Genomic DNA, 14285 nt, shown 5'->3' with positions numbered 1-14285 from the left:
GGACCAGTCCCCCGGGTCAGACTGCGGCGGCCTGTTCCGGTGCGTCCATCGGCTCGAGGACGGCCGTCGCAGCGGTCGTCGTGGGGGCCGGCTCGGGCCGGCGGTTGGTGCGGGTGCGGTGCGAGCTGAGCTCGTCGTTCTGAGGGGCCATCGTGCGTCCTGGGGTGTGGGTGACCGTGTCGGCAGGGAGTCCGACCCGGATACGGTACCGCTTCGTCAGGACATGACGACAATCCCGCGTCCGGGTGTCACGATCGTGCGGTGAACCGCACGCCGCCGGCCAGCGGGACGTGCGCCCCGGATCAGTGGAACCAGTCCTGCGCGCGGATGTCGCGGAGTGCCTCGCGGCGCGTGTCGGGGGCCAGCGTCATGACGTAGACGGTGCCGTCGAGGTGGTCGACCTCGTGCTGCAGGGCCTCGGCCATCAGGCCCGTCCCCTCGACCTCGACGGGGTTGCCGTCGACGTCGACCCCACGCACCTTGGCGTACGGGTGCCGACTGGTCGGGTACGCCAGGCCGGGCACGGACAGGCAGCCCTCGTCCATCAGCTCGGGTTCCCCGGACACCTCGACCACCTCGGGGTTCAGGACGTACCCGACCTCGCCGTCGACGTTGTACGAGAAGGCGCGCAGCCCGACGCCGATCTGGGGTGCGGCGACCCCGGCACGACCGGGCTCCTTGACGGTGTCGATGAGGTCCTGGACCAGATCGCGGATGCCGGGCGACCCGAGTGCTGCGGGAGCGATCGGGTCCGCGGGCGAACGGAGGACGGGGTCGCCGAACAGGCGGATGGGACGGACGGTCACGTTACTGCAGCACCACCAGGAGGTCTCCGGCGTCCACCTGCTGGGTCACCGGGATCGCGAGTCGGCCGACGGTCCCCGCGACGGGAGCCGTGATGGCCGCTTCCATCTTCATCGCCTCGATGCTCGCCACGGCCTGCCCGGCTGCGACGACGTCACCGACGGCGACCTTGAGCGTGACGACGCCGGAGAACGGCGCGGCCAAGTGCTTCGGGTCGGTCCGGTCCGCCTTCTCGGCGGCCTTCGTCTCGACCTCGACCGAACGGTCGCGCACGTACACCGGACGGAGCTGCCCGTTCAGGGTCGCCATCACGGTGCGGACGCCGCGGTCGTCAGCTTCGCCGATCGCCTCGAGGCCGACGAAGAGGTCGACGCCCTTGCCGAGCGCGACGACGTGCTCCTCGCCCGGCACCAGACCGTAGAGGTAGTCGATCGTCGGGACCACGGACAGGTCGCCGTACTCGTCGCGGACCCGCTGGAAGGCCTCGGTCGGACCGGGGAAGAGCAGGCGGTTGAGCGCCTGTCGGCGGTCCTGCCCCGCGACGGCCAGGTGCGCACGCTCGTCGTCGGGCACGGGCGTGATCGTCGGGGTGACGTCGCGGCCCGCGAGCACCTTGGAGCGGAACGGCTCTGGCCAGCCGCCCGGCAGTTCGCCGAGCTCCCCGGCCATGAAGCCGATCACCGAGTCGGGGATGTCGTACTTGTGTGGGTTCTGCTCGAAGTCGACGGGGTCGGCGTCGACCGCCGCGAGCTGCAGGGCCAGGTCACCGACGACCTTCGAGGACGGCGTGACCTTGGTCGGGCGTCCGAGGATCCGGTTCGCCTCGGCGTACCAGTCCTCGACCTGCTCGAAGCGGTCGCCGAGGCCGAGCGCGATGGCCTGCTGACGCAGGTTCGAGAGCTGACCGCCCGGGATCTCGTGCTTGTACACCCGCCCGGTCGGCCCGGCGAGACCGGACTCGAACGGGGCGTACGCCCGTCGGACCGCCTCCCAGTAGGGCTCGAGGTCACCGACGGCGGCGAGCGACAGGCCCGTGTCCCGCTCGGTGTGCGCCAGAGCGGCCACGAGCGCGGACATGCTCGGCTGGCTGGTGGTGCCGGCCATCGGCGCGGCTGCGACGTCCACCGCGTCCGCCCCGGCCCGCGCCGCGGACAGGAGCGTGGCGAGCTGCCCGCCGGCCGTGTCGTGCGTGTGCACGTGGACCGGCTGGTCGAAGCGCTCGCGGAGCGCGGTCACCAGGCGCTCGGCGGCGCCGGCGCGGAGCAGCCCCGCCATGTCCTTGATCCCGATGACGTGCGCACCGGCCTCGACCATCTGCTCGGCGAGACGCAGGTAGTAGTCGAGCGTGTAGAGGTCCTCGGCCGGGTCCAACAGGTCGCCGGAGTAGCAGAGCGCGGCCTCGGCGACGGCCGTGTCGGTCGCGAGCACGGCCTCCAGGGCGGGTCGGAGCTGACTGACGTCGTTCAGGGCGTCGAAGACGCGGAAGACGTCGACGCCGGACGCGGCCGCCTCGGCGACGAACGCGTCCGTGACCTCGGTCGGGTACGGCGTGTAGCCCACCGTGTTGCGGCCGCGCAGCAGCATCTGGATCGGGATGTTCGGCATCGCCTGGCGCAGTGCGTCCAGTCGCTCCCACGGGTCCTCGCCGAGGAACCGGAGGGCGACGTCGTAGGTCGCACCGCCCCAGGCCTCGATGCTGAGGAGCTGCGGGGTCAGACGGGCGACGTGCGGGGCGACGGCGACCAGGTCCTTGCTGCGGACCCGGGTGGCCAGGAGCGACTGGTGGGCGTCGCGCATCGTCGTCTCGGTGACGGCGAGCGGGGTCTGGTCGCGGAGGGCCTTCGCCCACCCGGCGGGACCGAGCTCCTGCAGGCGCTGTCGCTGCCCCGCGGGCGGCGGGGTGGTCAGGTCGATGGTCGGCAGTTTCCGCGCCGGGTCCACGGTCTGGGCGCCGCGGACGCCGTTCGGCCGGTTGACGGTGACGTCGGCCAGCCAGTTCACGACCTTCGTGCCGCGGTCCTTCGACACGTGCCCGCCGAACAGCTGCGGGCGTTCCTCGATGAACGCGGTCGAGATGTCCCCGCGCGCGAAGTCCGGGTCGTCGAGCACGGCCTGGAGGAACGGGATGTTCGTGCTGACGCCCCGGATGCGGAACTCGGCGAGGGCACGCTTGGCCCGGCTGACCGCGGTGGCGAAGTCCCGCCCGCGGCACGTCATCTTCGCCAGCATGGAGTCGAAGTGCGGGCTGATCTGGGCGCCCGTGGCGACCGTGCCGCCGTCGAGACGGACACCGGCGCCACCGGGGCTGCGGTAGGTGGTGATGCGACCGGTGTCGGGACGGAAGCCCTGCGTCGGGTCCTCGGTCGTGATGCGGGTCTGCAGCGCGGCACCGTGCACGGCGACGGTGTCCTGCGCGAGCCCGAGGTCGGCCAGGGTCTCCCCCGCGGCGATGCGCATCTGCGACTGGACCAGGTCGACGTCGGTCACCTCTTCGGTGACGGTGTGCTCGACCTGGATCCGCGGGTTCATCTCGATGAACACGTGCTGGCCGGCTCGCTCGCCGACGGTGTCGAGCAGGAACTCGACGGTGCCGGCGTTCACGTAGCCGATCGAGCGCGCGAAGGCGACGGCGTCGCGGTGCAGCGCAGCGGCGACCGCGGGGTCGAGGTTCGGCGCGGGGGCGATCTCGACGACCTTCTGGTTGCGGCGCTGCACGGAGCAGTCCCGCTCGAACAGGTGGATCGTGCCGGCGTCGGTGCCCGAGGCGTCGGCGAGGATCTGCACCTCGATGTGCCGCGGGCGCAGGACGGCCTGTTCGAGGAACATCGTCGGGTCGCCGAACGCGCTGTCGGCCTCGCGCATGGCCTCTTCGAGTGCGGGTCGGAGCTCGGCAGCCGTCTCGACACGCCGCATGCCACGGCCACCACCGCCGGCGACGGCCTTCGCGAACACCGGGAAGCCGACCGCCTCGGCGCCCGCGACGAGCTCGTCGACGTCGCGGCTGGCCGGCGTGCTGGCGAGCACGGGGACCCCGGCGGCGATCGCGTGCTCCTTGGCCGTGACCTTGTTGCCGGCCATCTCGAGCACGTGCTGCCCGGGGCCGATGAAGGTGATGCCCGCGGCCTCGGCAGCCGCCGCCAGGTCGGGGTTCTCGGAGAGGAAGCCGTACCCGGGGTAGATCGCGTCGGCACCGGACTCCCGCGCCACACGGATGATCTCCGCCACGTCGAGGTAGGCGCGCACCGGGTGCCCGCGCTCCCCGATCAGGTAGGCCTCGTCCGCCTTGAGGCGGTGCAACGAGTTGCGGTCCTCGTACGGGTAGACAGCGACGGTGCGGGCACCGAGTTCGAACGCCGCACGGAAGGCACGGATCGCGATCTCGCCACGGTTGGCGACCAGGATCTTGCGGAACACGCGGGCCCTTTCAGCGCTGGGTCAGGTGGGACAACCCTACTGGCGGTAACGTTGCTCAACGTGCATGTACTCAGCGTGAGCTCTCTCAAGGGCGGTGTGGGCAAGACGACGGTCACACTCGGTCTGACCTCGGCCGCGTTCGCCAAGGGCCTGCGAACGCTGGTCGTCGACCTCGACCCGCAGTCCGACGTCTCCACCGGCCTCGACATCAACATCGCCGGTCACCTGAACGTGGCGGACGTGCTCGAGAACCCGAAGGAGAAGATCGTCCGCCAGGCCATCGCGCCGTCCGGCTGGACGAAGGGTTCGCAGGGCAAGATCGACGTGTTGGTGGGCTCACCCTCGGCCATCAACTTCGACGGCCCGCACCCCTCCATCCGCGACATCTGGAAGCTCGAAGAGGCACTCGCCAACGTCGAGCAGGACTACGAGCTGGTGCTCATCGACTGCGCACCGTCGCTCAACGCCCTGACCCGTACCGCCTGGGCCGCATCCGACCGCGTCACCGTCGTCACCGAGCCGGGCCTGTTCTCCGTGGCCGCTGCCGACCGGGCGCTCCGCGCGATCGAGGAGATCCGCCGCGGGCTCTCGCCCCGCCTGCAGCCCCTCGGCATCATCGTCAACCGGGCGCGCGTGCAGTCCCTCGAGCACCAGTTCCGCATCAAGGAACTCCGCGACATGTTCGGGCCGCTCGTGCTCTCACCGCAGCTGCCGGAGCGCACGTCGCTGCAGCAGGCCCAGGGTGCCGCGAAGCCCCTGCACGTGTGGCCCGGCGAGTCCGCCCAGGAGATGGCGCGCAACTTCGACCAGCTGCTCGAGCGGATCATGCGGACGGGGAAGATCGGCCCCTACGCCGACGGCGCTCCCGCCTGACCCCGGGCAGATCGGCACAGCCCCACACGGCGCCGACGGCGCTCCCGCCTGACCCCGGGCAGATCGGCACAGCCCCACACGGCGCCGACGGCGCTCCCGCCTGACCCCGGGCAGATCGGCACAGGCCCACACGGCGCCGACGGCGCTCCCGCCTGACCCCGGGCAGATCGGCACAGCCCCACACGGCGCCGACGGCGCTCCCGCCTGACCCCCTCGGGCCGTCCGCGTCTGCCGAGGTCGCGCAAACTGCCGCTTGATCGTGTTCCGCACGGCGGACCGTGCGACGTGGTCGTCCTGCGCGCGGCATGTCGTGAGATGTCGAGCGTCAGTCCTGCAGGGAGGGCGACCGCCACATCCCGATCACGCGCTCACCGTTCGCGGGCACCGAGGTCGCCCGAACTGCCGCCCGAGCCGCGCCCGAGCGACGGACTGTGCGACGTCAGGCGTCTTCGCACGGCATGTCCCGCGACGTCGGACGCGTGAGGTGCCCCTGAGGTGCAGCCTCGATCCGCCTCGCACACTGCCGGAGTTCCACGACTCGCCGCTCACGTCCCTCGAGGTGGCACGAGTCGACTGTCACGAGCGTTGAGATGCGCGAATTGTGGAACCTGGAGGGGTCACGCGGGCGCAGGGGTCACGCGGGACGCGTGCGTCAGGAAGCGCGGGTGGCGCGGCGCGCGGCGAGCTCGTCGGCGGGGTCGGCCGCCGGGGTCGCGTCGAGCTCGACGAGCGAGGTCTCGACCTCGCGCAGGACCTTGCCCACCGCGATGCCGAACACGCCCTGCCCGCGCGAGACCAGGTCGATGACCTCGTCGTCCGAGGTGCACAGGTACACCGATGCACCGTCGGACATCAGCGTGGTCTGTGCCAGGTCGGAGACGCCGGACTCGCGGAGCTGGTTGACGGCGGTGCGGATCTGCTGGAGCGAGATGCCGGTGTCGAGCAGGCGCTTCACGAGCTTGAGCACGAGGATGTCGCGGAAGCCGTACAGCCGCTGCGACCCGGAACCGGCGGCCCCGCGGATCGTGGGCTCGACGAGCTCGGTCCGGGCCCAGTAGTCGAGCTGGCGGTAGCTGATGCCGGCGGCCTTGGCGGCGACGGTGCCGCGGTAGCCGTTCTGCTCGTCGTGCTCGGGCAGGCCGTCGGTGAAGAGCAGACCGAGGTCGTACCGCGTCATGTCTGACGGGGTACCGGGGGTTTCGTTCCCACTCATTGGACTGCCTTCCAGGACGATCGAGCCCTCACCCGAAGCTTCAACGACGGGTTGAGAGTTGTGCCGAGGTCAACGGTAGCGACTCCGACGGCTCCCGCGCGGGACATCCGACTCGGCGCGTCCGGCGTGTCGAGGATACGCCCACGCACCGACGGAACGACAGGCCTCGCACCTCGCACGCTCATGCGTCCATCCGCCCGATCGCCGCGCGGATGAGGTTGGAACGGATGACCTCGAGGTGCCCGGCGATCTCGCGCGCGGCCTCGAGTGCCTTGGCCTTCGCGGTGGCGTCCCCACGGCGTGAGACGGGCATCAGCGCCGACTCGATGAGGCCGACCTCGCGCTCGGCGGTGCTGCGGAACGTCCGGAGGTGGCGCGGCTCGATGCCGGTGCGCTGCAGCTCGACGAGGGCCTTGAGGACGACGACCGCGTCCTCGCCGAAGGTGTCGGACGCCGGCAGCAGCGACGCGGAGACGGCGTCCGACAGCAGCATCGGCGACGCGCCGGCCGCTCGGACGAGGTCGTCGCGGGAGTAGCGCTTCTCGCCCCCGAGGATCGACGGCTTCGGTCCGTCACCGCCACCCGGCAGCACGGGCTCGCGCCCGGCGTCGAGGTCGGCGAGGTACTCCTTGATGACCTTGAGCGGCAGGTAGTGGTCGCGCTGCAGCCCCAGGACGACCCGCAGGCGCTCGAGGTCGGCGGGCGAGAACTTGCGGTACCCGCTGGCGGTCCGGATCGGCGTCACGAGTTCGCGCTCCTCGAGGAAGCGCAGCTTCGAACTCGACAGGTCCGGGAACTCCGGCTTGAGCCGAGCCAGGACCTGCCCGATCGTCAGCAGGTCCGCAGCAGGCGAACCCGACCGCACCGCGGCCGAGCGCGCAGCCACTACGCGTTCGCCAGGCGCGCCAGGTCGACGCGGGACGCGTAGAACGTCAGGCGGAACTTGCCCACCTGCACCTCGGCCCCGTCGGCGAGCGGCGCTTCGTCGATGCGCTCCCCGTCGAAGTAGGTGCCGTTGAGCGAGCCGTTGTCCTTGACGGTGAAGCTCGTGCCGCTCCGCAGGAACTGCGCGTGCTTGCGCGACACGGTGACGTCGTCGAGGAAGATGTCGGCGTCGGGGTGCCGGCCGGCCGTCGTGACGTCGGAGTCGAGCAGGAACCGGGCGCCGACGTTGGGGCCGCGGCGCACGACGAGCAGCGCGGAACCGGACGGCAGCGCGTTGATCGCGTCGCGTTCTTCGGGCGAGACACCGGACTCGGGCGTGAGTGCCGCTCCGAGTTCCATGCTGAAGGTCAGCGTCGTGTCGACCAGCCGCTGCTCCGGGGTCTTCTGTCCCTCGGGCTGCGGGACCACTGGATCTGGCATCGTGGACCTCCTCCTCTTGGCGTCCAAGCGTATCGGAAACCAGAGGTCCGTCGAGAGCCCCGTGGACGGGTGACACGGACTGTCCGCGGCGAGCGGACACGCGGTGTCCGCCAGGTGGCGGACCGGAGGCTCGGTGCGGGACCGCGCCGAGCCTCCAGACCGTCACCGGCGACGTCAGTCGGCGTCGGCCGCCGGGGCCGCCCCGCCGGCCTGGACGTCCTGCAGGATCCGCCGCACCTCGGCGTCCTTGAGCCGGACCCACGGCGACCCGTCCGGGTCGCTGGTGGACGCCTGTGGACTGTCGCCGGTGTTCCACCACTTCGCCTGGTACGGCGTGCCGTGGAACAGCACGCGAGCACCCGTGTCGTACGTGGTCGTGCCGGACCAGGCGTCGTACGTCCCCGCGGGCAGCGTGACCGGCTTCACCGGCTTCTCGCCCGGCAGGACCGGACCGACGAGCTGCCACGGGGTCTCGTACGCGCTGAGCACCGGGTCGTCGGGCAGGTCGCCCGACGTCCACCACTTCGCCTGGTAGACGTTGCGGTGCCAGACGGTCTTGGTGCCCTCGAGGTACGAGGCGTCCGCGTTCCAGACCGGGTACGGGCTGGTCGAGGGGTCGTCGGTGGGCTGCACGGTGGCGGAGGGCTCCGCCGTCGTGACGCCCGACGCCGCGGCCAGCACCCGACCCGAGTAGCCCTTGCCGAGGACGTCCGCGAAGAGCACGCCGTGCTGGTCGACGCCCGAGCACGAGTTCGACACGGTGGACAGGTTGACGTAGTTCGAGCCGCACGTCGTGTCGCGGTTCAGGGACCACATCGACATGCGGCCGAGGCCCTGCTGCCGGGTCCAGGCGTTCAGCTTGCGGGCGTCGGCCATCGAGAAGACCTCGTCCTGCACGTCGTTCTGCCCGATCATGGGCGTCGCGCCGACCTTGTGCCACAGCGTGCCGTCGGACAGCGGGGTGCCGGCGCGGGTGTAGAGCACGCCGAGCTGCCGGTGGACCTGCTGGAGTGCCTGCACCGACGCGCCGTACATGCTCTGGCTGGCGCCCTTGGCGTCGCCGTAGTCCATGGTCATGGCGTTGACCCCGGCCAGGTCGACCCCGGCCTTCAGGAACTGGGCGACCGCGGTGGTGCCGTCGCTCGTCAGGCCGGCCGGTGCGACGGGCAGGGTGAGCCAGACCGCCAGCGGGTGACCGGCGTCGCGACGCTCGCGCTGCAGGGTGGCGACGGCCTCCGCACGCCGCTGACCCGCAGCGTGGTTCGTCAGGTCGTCCCCCTCGACGTCGTAGTCCACGGTGCTGACGTCGTAGCGACGCACCACGCTGGCGTAGGCGTCGACCAGGTCGTCGGTGTCCGTGCAGGTCGTGGCGAGCTCGTCGTTCGCCAGACCGCCGAAGGACACGCCGACCTCGCCCTGCTGCTGCTGCAACCGGGCGATGCGCCGGTCGAGGTCGAGCTGGTCCGAGGCGCCCTGCATGGAGTAGTACGACCCCCAGCTCGGGCTGCACGCGGCGTCGTGGTCGGCGACCACGAAGGACAGCATGACGTTGCGGCCGCGGTGGCTCTTGACGTCCTCGAAGGCGAACGTCGGCGTGGCGGTCACGTCGGTGTAGGCGGCGAACCAGGGCGACTGGGTCTCCGAGGCCTGCGCGGACTGCCAGCGGTCGAAGCCGACCCAGCCGGCGCCGACCAGGGCGATGGCCACGACGGCGGCCAGGGAGACGCGGATCGGTGAGAGGCGTTTCGTGCTCGACATGGTCAGGCGGCCGTCTTCTCGTTCGTGGTGGTCGATGTGGGGTGCGCGACGCTCCGCGCCGCGCCGACGACGTCTGCGTGGTGGCGGTTCGGCATCGCGTGACCGCGGTCACCGAAGTAGAGGACGGCGCGCCAGTCCTCGGTGACGGGCTGCAGCTCGGGAGTGCGGCCGCGCTTCGCGGCACGGCGGGACGCACGGGCAGCTCGGCGCGATGCGCGTCGGGCGGCCCGGGCGGACGGGTCGTAGTACATCCACGACGTCGCCCAGAGGAACACGTCGACGACGGCGTTCCAGAGCCCGATGTAGGCGACGATCGCGTACAGCGCGAGCAGGGCGTTGAACGCGGCGAACACCGCGTTGCCCCAGTTGCCGGCGTCGGAGTCGCGCATGAACGTGAACACCGAGAAGGCCACCATCGCGAACGGCGCCAGGACGTACAGCGCGGGCGAGGCCGTGCGGTCGCGGACCTTCGGCGTGCGGGCGAACGGGATCTTCTTCGCCGTGAGCGCCTGCTGGATGCTCTTGAGCACGCCGGCGACGTTGACCGGCATCAGGATGAGGTTGAAGCCGTAGATCCGCAGGATGTCCGTCCGCCGGTACCCGCAGTACTTCAGGTCGCTGCCGTAGAGCCAGAAGTAGGGCAGCGCGGCGAGGAGCACCATCGGGCTGAGCAGCCGCGAGTCGTACGGGTACGCCAGCAGGAAGATGAGCCCGAGCGACCCCCACGCGATCGACGCCATGTAGTTGACGCGCAGTGCCATCTCGATGATGCCGACCCGCTCGCCCCGGGCTCGACGCTCGCGGACCTGACGCAGGTACTTCGGCAGGATCAGCAGACCGCCGTTGGCCCACCGTCGACGCTGCACGATGAGCGACCCGAAGTCGGGCGGGGTCGCGCTGTAGGACAGCCGCTCCGGGTAGTTGACGAGGGTCCAGCCGTGCATGCCGAGGTCGATGCTCGACTCGGTGTCCTCGATGACCGTACGGTCCTGCACGTAGCGCTTCACCTCGAAGCCGCCGACGGTCTCGACCTCCTCGATGTCGCGGAGCGCACGGGTCCGGATGACCGCGTTGGCGCCGACCCAGAAGGTCGCGTCGTGCCGGGACATGCCCTGGTGCAGGATGTGCTGGATGTCCGTGGTCGCGCCGGCGAGCCGCTCGATGCGCGTCGCAGCGCCGCGGAACGACGAGTACGGCGTCTGCGTGACGGCGACGCGGGCGTTCTCCGGCTGCTCGAGGAAGTAGACCAGGCGCAGGCAGTAGTCGCGCAGCAGCACCGAGTCGGCGTCGAGGGTCAGCACGTAGTCCGACGCGGGGACCACGAGGTCGGCGGTCTCCGGGTCGGTGACGGTGCGGAGGATCGTGCCCGAGGCCGTCTCGTCGAACGCGTACGCGCCGCCGAGCAGCCCGATGTACGAGTTGAGGTTCATCGCCTTGTTCGCCTCGTCGGAGAGGTTGGCGAATCGCTTGCGCTCGAACGTCGTGATCTCGGCCGTGAAGGTCCAGGCCAGGCGACGCTGCAGCTCGACGACGCGCGCCGAACTGACGCCGGTCAGCACGGGGCGCTGCTCGGTGTCGGCCGTGTCGGTGCGCGACGGGTCAGCCGCGTCCAGCGCATCGGTGATCGCCGCGTCGAGCGCGTCGGACGTCAGGCGGAACTCGTCCGCCAGCCCGACCAGCACCTGGTCGTTGAAGAACCGGTCGACGTGGTCGACGACGTCGTGCTCGCGGGCGTGACGCCGCAGCCAGGCGTCGGCCCAGCGGTGGTGCTCGACGAGCGTGCGGAGCGAGTCGACGGTCGCGGTCGGGGTGTGGGACGCCTCGACCTCGGCGGACAGGAGCGCCTCCTGGAAGCGCTCGGCCGCCGGGGCGAGCTGCGTCTGGATGCCGGCGGCGACCGCGCGGGTGCGCTGCAGCTTGGCGAGGGTCTCGGGGTCGGTCGGGAACGGTGCGTCGTCCACGAGCAGGACGATGCGCAGCGACGGGTACTCCTGCAGCGCCGCCGACCACAGGGTGGTCGCGACGACGTCGGGCTCCTCGGCGTAGCTCGGCACCAGGACGGTCAGCGGTGACTCGTGGCCCGCGGCGAAGTGCCGGTCGAGTTCGGCGCGCGGCACCCGCACGTGCGTGGCGAACCGCTCGAGCGCCCCCTGCCGCGCGATCAGGTGCATCAGCGCCGAGAAGGTCAGGAAGGTCACCACGACCAGGTACGACAGCGCCTCCGTGGTGAACCGGAAGCTCTCGGTGCCGTAGTCGAGGAACTGGCGGATCACCGTGTAGACGACGTACGCCAGCCAGAAGGCGATGGTCAGGATGATGGCGATCCGGCCGGAGACGAGCTTCCGGTCGGAGGGGCGGGCGTGCAGTGTGTCGAGCGGGTGGGTACGCCGCTCGGAACCCCACTGCCGACGGCGCACGGGCGCGGCGTCGAACTCTTCGGGCATGGGTGTCCTTCTGTCGTCCGGACCAGCCCGCGATCGGGTTCGCGCGCTGTCGGGTGTCCGGTTCGTGTCCGACGGTAGGGGGACACGACGGGGGACGTGGACACCCGGACGGGGGGTTCCGGCCCTGCTGTGCGGCATCCCGCAACACCACTGCGGGGTGCGTGCGGGTTGCGCGTCCGGACGGGTCGGTCAGGAGGCCCGGTGCGGGTCCGGCGCGACGGCTCGCGGCCGCGGTGGGACCGGTGGGGCGTCGCCGCTCAGCGCCCGCGGGCGAGCAGCCAGAGCAGGTAGGGCGCGCCGACGACGCCCGTCACGACACCGACCGGCAGCGCGGTGCCGGGGATCGCGAACTGCGCGACCAGGTCGCTCGCCAGGACGATGGTCGCGCCGACCCCGGCGGCGGGTGCCAGCGCGACGCGTCCCCCGCCCACCAGTCGTCGGGCGATCGGTGCTGCCATCAGCGCGACGAACGACACCGGGCCGGCGGTCGCGACGGCTCCGGCGGTCAGGCACACCGCGGTCAGGAGGAGCAGGACCTTCGCGCGGTCGGGACGCAGTCCGAGCGACGAGGCCACCTCGTCCCCGAGGGTCAGGACCGTCAGGCGCGGCGACTGCACGAGCGCGGCGACCACGAGCACGACGAACGCGATCCCGAGCACGCCGACGATCCCGCGGTCGACCGCGTTGAGACTGCCGGAGAGCCAGAGCAGCGCCGTGCCCGCCTGTTGCACGGAGCCGCTCGTCAGCAGCCACCCGGTGACGCTCAGGCACATCGCCGCGACGCCGATGCCGACCAGGACCACCCGGTTGCCGGTGATCCCCCGACCCCAGGCCAGCCCCGCGATCACCACCGAGACGACGAGCGCCCCGACGACGACGGTCGCGAACAGGCTGACGCCGGACGCACCGAACAGCACGATGGCGGTGAGCCCGGCTGCGCTCGCACCCGAGGTGATGCCGATGACGTCGGGGCTCGCGATCGGGTTCCGGACGATGCTCTGCACGATGGCCCCCGCGACGCCGAGGCTCGCCCCGACCAGGAGCGCCGCCAGGGTCCTGGGTCCGCGGAGCTGCCCGATCACGAAGTCCGACACCGTGTCGCCGTGCCCGACGAGCGCCGCGACGACCTGTCCGGGTGCGAGGGGGATCTCGCCGACGCCCAGGCCCACGAGCACCAGTGCGACGAGCACCACGAGCACCGATCCCAGGACGACGAGCTCTCGCCGGACACCGACCACGCGCCTGCTCACAGGCCACGCACCGCCTTCGAACGGACCAGCGCGATGAACACGGGAGCGCCGATCAGCGCGGTGACGATGCCGACCTGCAGCTCCCCCGGGTACGCCACGACGCGACCGACGACGTCGGCGACGAGCAGGAACGCCGGAGCGACGACCGCCGACAGCAGGATCGTCCAGCGGTGGTCCGGACCGCTCAGTCGTCGGACGGCGTGCGGCACGGCGAGCCCGATGAACGCGACGGGACCGGCTGCCGCGACGGCGGACCCGGCGAGCAGGACCGTGACGAGGCCCCCGAGCGCCCGGACGAGCACGACCCGCTGCCCGAGGGACGCCGCGAGCTCGTCGCCGAGCGCCAGGGTGTTGAGCGACCGCCCGAGCGCGACGGCGAGGACGAGCCCGACGAGCACGGGCACGGTGACGACGCCCGCCGTGCCGAGGTCCTTGCCGGCGAGCGCGCCGACCTGCCAGAACCGCAGCTGGTCGAGCAGGCTCTGACTGGTCACGAGCACCGCGGTCGTCACCGAACCGAGCGCCGCCGCGACGACCGCGCCGGAGAGGGCGAGTCCGACCGGCGTCAGACCGCGGCGCGCGACCGCGGCGATGCCGTAGACCAGGAGGGCCGCCAGGGCCGCGCCGGCGAACGCGAAGGGCAGGTAGGCGGCGGTCCCGCTGATCCCGAAGACCGCGATGCCCGTGACGACGGCCAGGGCGGCACCGGAGTTGATCCCGAGGATGCTCGGGTCGGCGAGCGGGTTCCGCGTCACGCCCTGCATGACCGCGCCGGCGACGCCGAGCGCGGCCCCGGCGAGCAGGCCCACGACGGTCCTGGGCACCCGGTTGCCGATCACGATCAGCCCGACCTCGTCGTTCCGGCCCGGGTGCAGTACGGCGTCGAACACCGTGCCGAGCGGGATCGGCCGCGACCCGAAGGCGACGCTCAACGCCACCGCGACGGCGAGGACCACGACCGCGAGGACGGTCGCGCCGACGAGTCGTGGCACGGAGCTGGGCGCCGGTGGCGCGGGCGACGGGGAACGCATGAGGGGTGAGGCAACCCTAACGTGGACTCCCGTTCGGTGACCGCCGAGGGAGTCGTGAGCGCACGCAGGGCTCGTTCATAGGTGCGTCATGGGTTCCGGGCCTGTACTCGTACCCACGACGCCCGACCGGGAC

The 14285-nt window shown here is 71.6% G+C and carries 11 protein-coding genes; 1 reads left to right on the top strand and 10 read right to left on the bottom strand.

What is annotated here, in order from left to right; all coding sequences use genetic code 11:
• Positions 1 to 16: 16 nt before the first annotated feature.
• The 3 genes from DEJ13_RS06775 to DEJ13_RS06765 all read right to left on the bottom strand — a co-directional run bounded on the left by DEJ13_RS06775 (position 17) and on the right by DEJ13_RS06765 (position 4218).
• Positions 17 to 151 carry a hypothetical protein gene (locus DEJ13_RS06775; protein ID WP_258374075.1) on the bottom strand — a complete coding sequence of 45 codons (135 nt, stop codon included), beginning with the start codon at positions 149 to 151 and terminating at the stop codon, positions 17 to 19.
• Between the two features lie 151 nt (positions 152 to 302).
• Complete coding sequence (locus DEJ13_RS06770; protein ID WP_056125485.1) at positions 303 to 806, bottom strand: peptide deformylase; 504 nt, start codon at positions 804 to 806, stop codon at positions 303 to 305.
• 1 nt (position 807) lies between these two features.
• Positions 808 to 4218, bottom strand: coding sequence for a pyruvate carboxylase (locus DEJ13_RS06765; RefSeq protein WP_111106754.1), 3411 nt, complete (start codon positions 4216 to 4218; stop codon positions 808 to 810).
• A 60-nt stretch (positions 4219 to 4278) separates the two neighbouring features.
• On the opposite strand from DEJ13_RS06765, the gene DEJ13_RS06760 reads away from it, so the two are divergent.
• Entirely contained in the window at positions 4279 to 5091 is an 813-nt protein-coding gene (locus DEJ13_RS06760) for a ParA family protein (RefSeq protein WP_056125490.1), read from the top strand.
• Positions 5092 to 5743: 652 nt separating this feature from the next.
• On the opposite strand, the gene DEJ13_RS06755 is transcribed toward DEJ13_RS06760, so the two are convergent.
• The 7 genes from DEJ13_RS06755 to DEJ13_RS06725 all read right to left on the bottom strand — a co-directional run bounded on the left by DEJ13_RS06755 (position 5744) and on the right by DEJ13_RS06725 (position 14152).
• A complete protein-coding gene (locus tag DEJ13_RS06755; RefSeq protein WP_414835831.1) occupies positions 5744 to 6268 on the bottom strand; it encodes a MerR family transcriptional regulator in 525 nt (174 codons plus the stop codon).
• Positions 6269 to 6485: 217 nt separating this feature from the next.
• Entirely contained in the window at positions 6486 to 7190 is a 705-nt protein-coding gene (ftsR, locus tag DEJ13_RS06750; RefSeq protein ID WP_056125492.1) for a transcriptional regulator FtsR, read from the bottom strand.
• Positions 7190 to 7669, bottom strand: coding sequence for an FHA domain-containing protein (locus DEJ13_RS06745; protein WP_056125493.1), 480 nt, complete (start codon positions 7667 to 7669; stop codon positions 7190 to 7192). The genes ftsR and DEJ13_RS06745 overlap by 1 nt, the downstream gene beginning before the upstream one ends.
• Positions 7670 to 7843: 174 nt before the next feature.
• Complete coding sequence (locus DEJ13_RS06740; protein WP_181437015.1) at positions 7844 to 9427, bottom strand: chitinase; 1584 nt, start codon at positions 9425 to 9427, stop codon at positions 7844 to 7846.
• A 2-nt stretch (positions 9428 to 9429) separates the two neighbouring features.
• Complete coding sequence (locus DEJ13_RS06735) at positions 9430 to 11871, bottom strand: glycosyltransferase family 2 protein (protein WP_111106753.1); 2442 nt, start codon at positions 11869 to 11871, stop codon at positions 9430 to 9432.
• Positions 11872 to 12128: 257 nt separating this feature from the next.
• Complete coding sequence (locus tag DEJ13_RS06730) at positions 12129 to 13121, bottom strand: FecCD family ABC transporter permease (RefSeq protein WP_111106752.1); 993 nt, start codon at positions 13119 to 13121, stop codon at positions 12129 to 12131.
• Positions 13118 to 14152, bottom strand: a complete 1035-nt coding sequence (locus DEJ13_RS06725; RefSeq protein WP_111106751.1) for an iron chelate uptake ABC transporter family permease subunit — start codon at positions 14150 to 14152, stop codon at positions 13118 to 13120. The genes DEJ13_RS06730 and DEJ13_RS06725 overlap by 4 nt, the downstream gene beginning before the upstream one ends.
• Between the last annotated feature and the right edge of the window lie 133 nt (positions 14153 to 14285).

It is taken from the genome of Curtobacterium sp. MCLR17_007, assembly GCF_003234655.2.
GTDB lineage: Bacteria > Actinomycetota > Actinomycetes > Actinomycetales > Microbacteriaceae > Curtobacterium.
Note: the sequence above shows the minus strand (reverse complement) of the source record. Positions and strands in the feature narration are given on the sequence as shown.

What these genes read in the sequence shown, in the direction of transcription:
- DEJ13_RS06775 (WP_258374075.1), bottom strand. Translation starts at nt 151, where the DNA reads ATGGCCCCTCAGAACGACGAGCTCAGCTCGCACCGCACCCGCACCAAC.
- DEJ13_RS06755 (WP_414835831.1), bottom strand. Translation starts at nt 6,268, where the DNA reads ATGACGCGGTACGACCTCGGTCTGCTCTTCACCGACGGCCTGCCCGAG.
- DEJ13_RS06745 (WP_056125493.1), bottom strand. Translation starts at nt 7,669, where the DNA reads ATGCCAGATCCAGTGGTCCCGCAGCCCGAGGGACAGAAGACCCCGGAG.
- DEJ13_RS06740 (WP_181437015.1), bottom strand. Translation starts at nt 9,427, where the DNA reads ATGTCGAGCACGAAACGCCTCTCACCGATCCGCGTCTCCCTGGCCGCC.
- DEJ13_RS06735 (WP_111106753.1), bottom strand. Translation starts at nt 11,871, where the DNA reads ATGCCCGAAGAGTTCGACGCCGCGCCCGTGCGCCGTCGGCAGTGGGGT.
- DEJ13_RS06725 (WP_111106751.1), bottom strand. Translation starts at nt 14,152, where the DNA reads ATGCGTTCCCCGTCGCCCGCGCCACCGGCGCCCAGCTCCGTGCCACGA.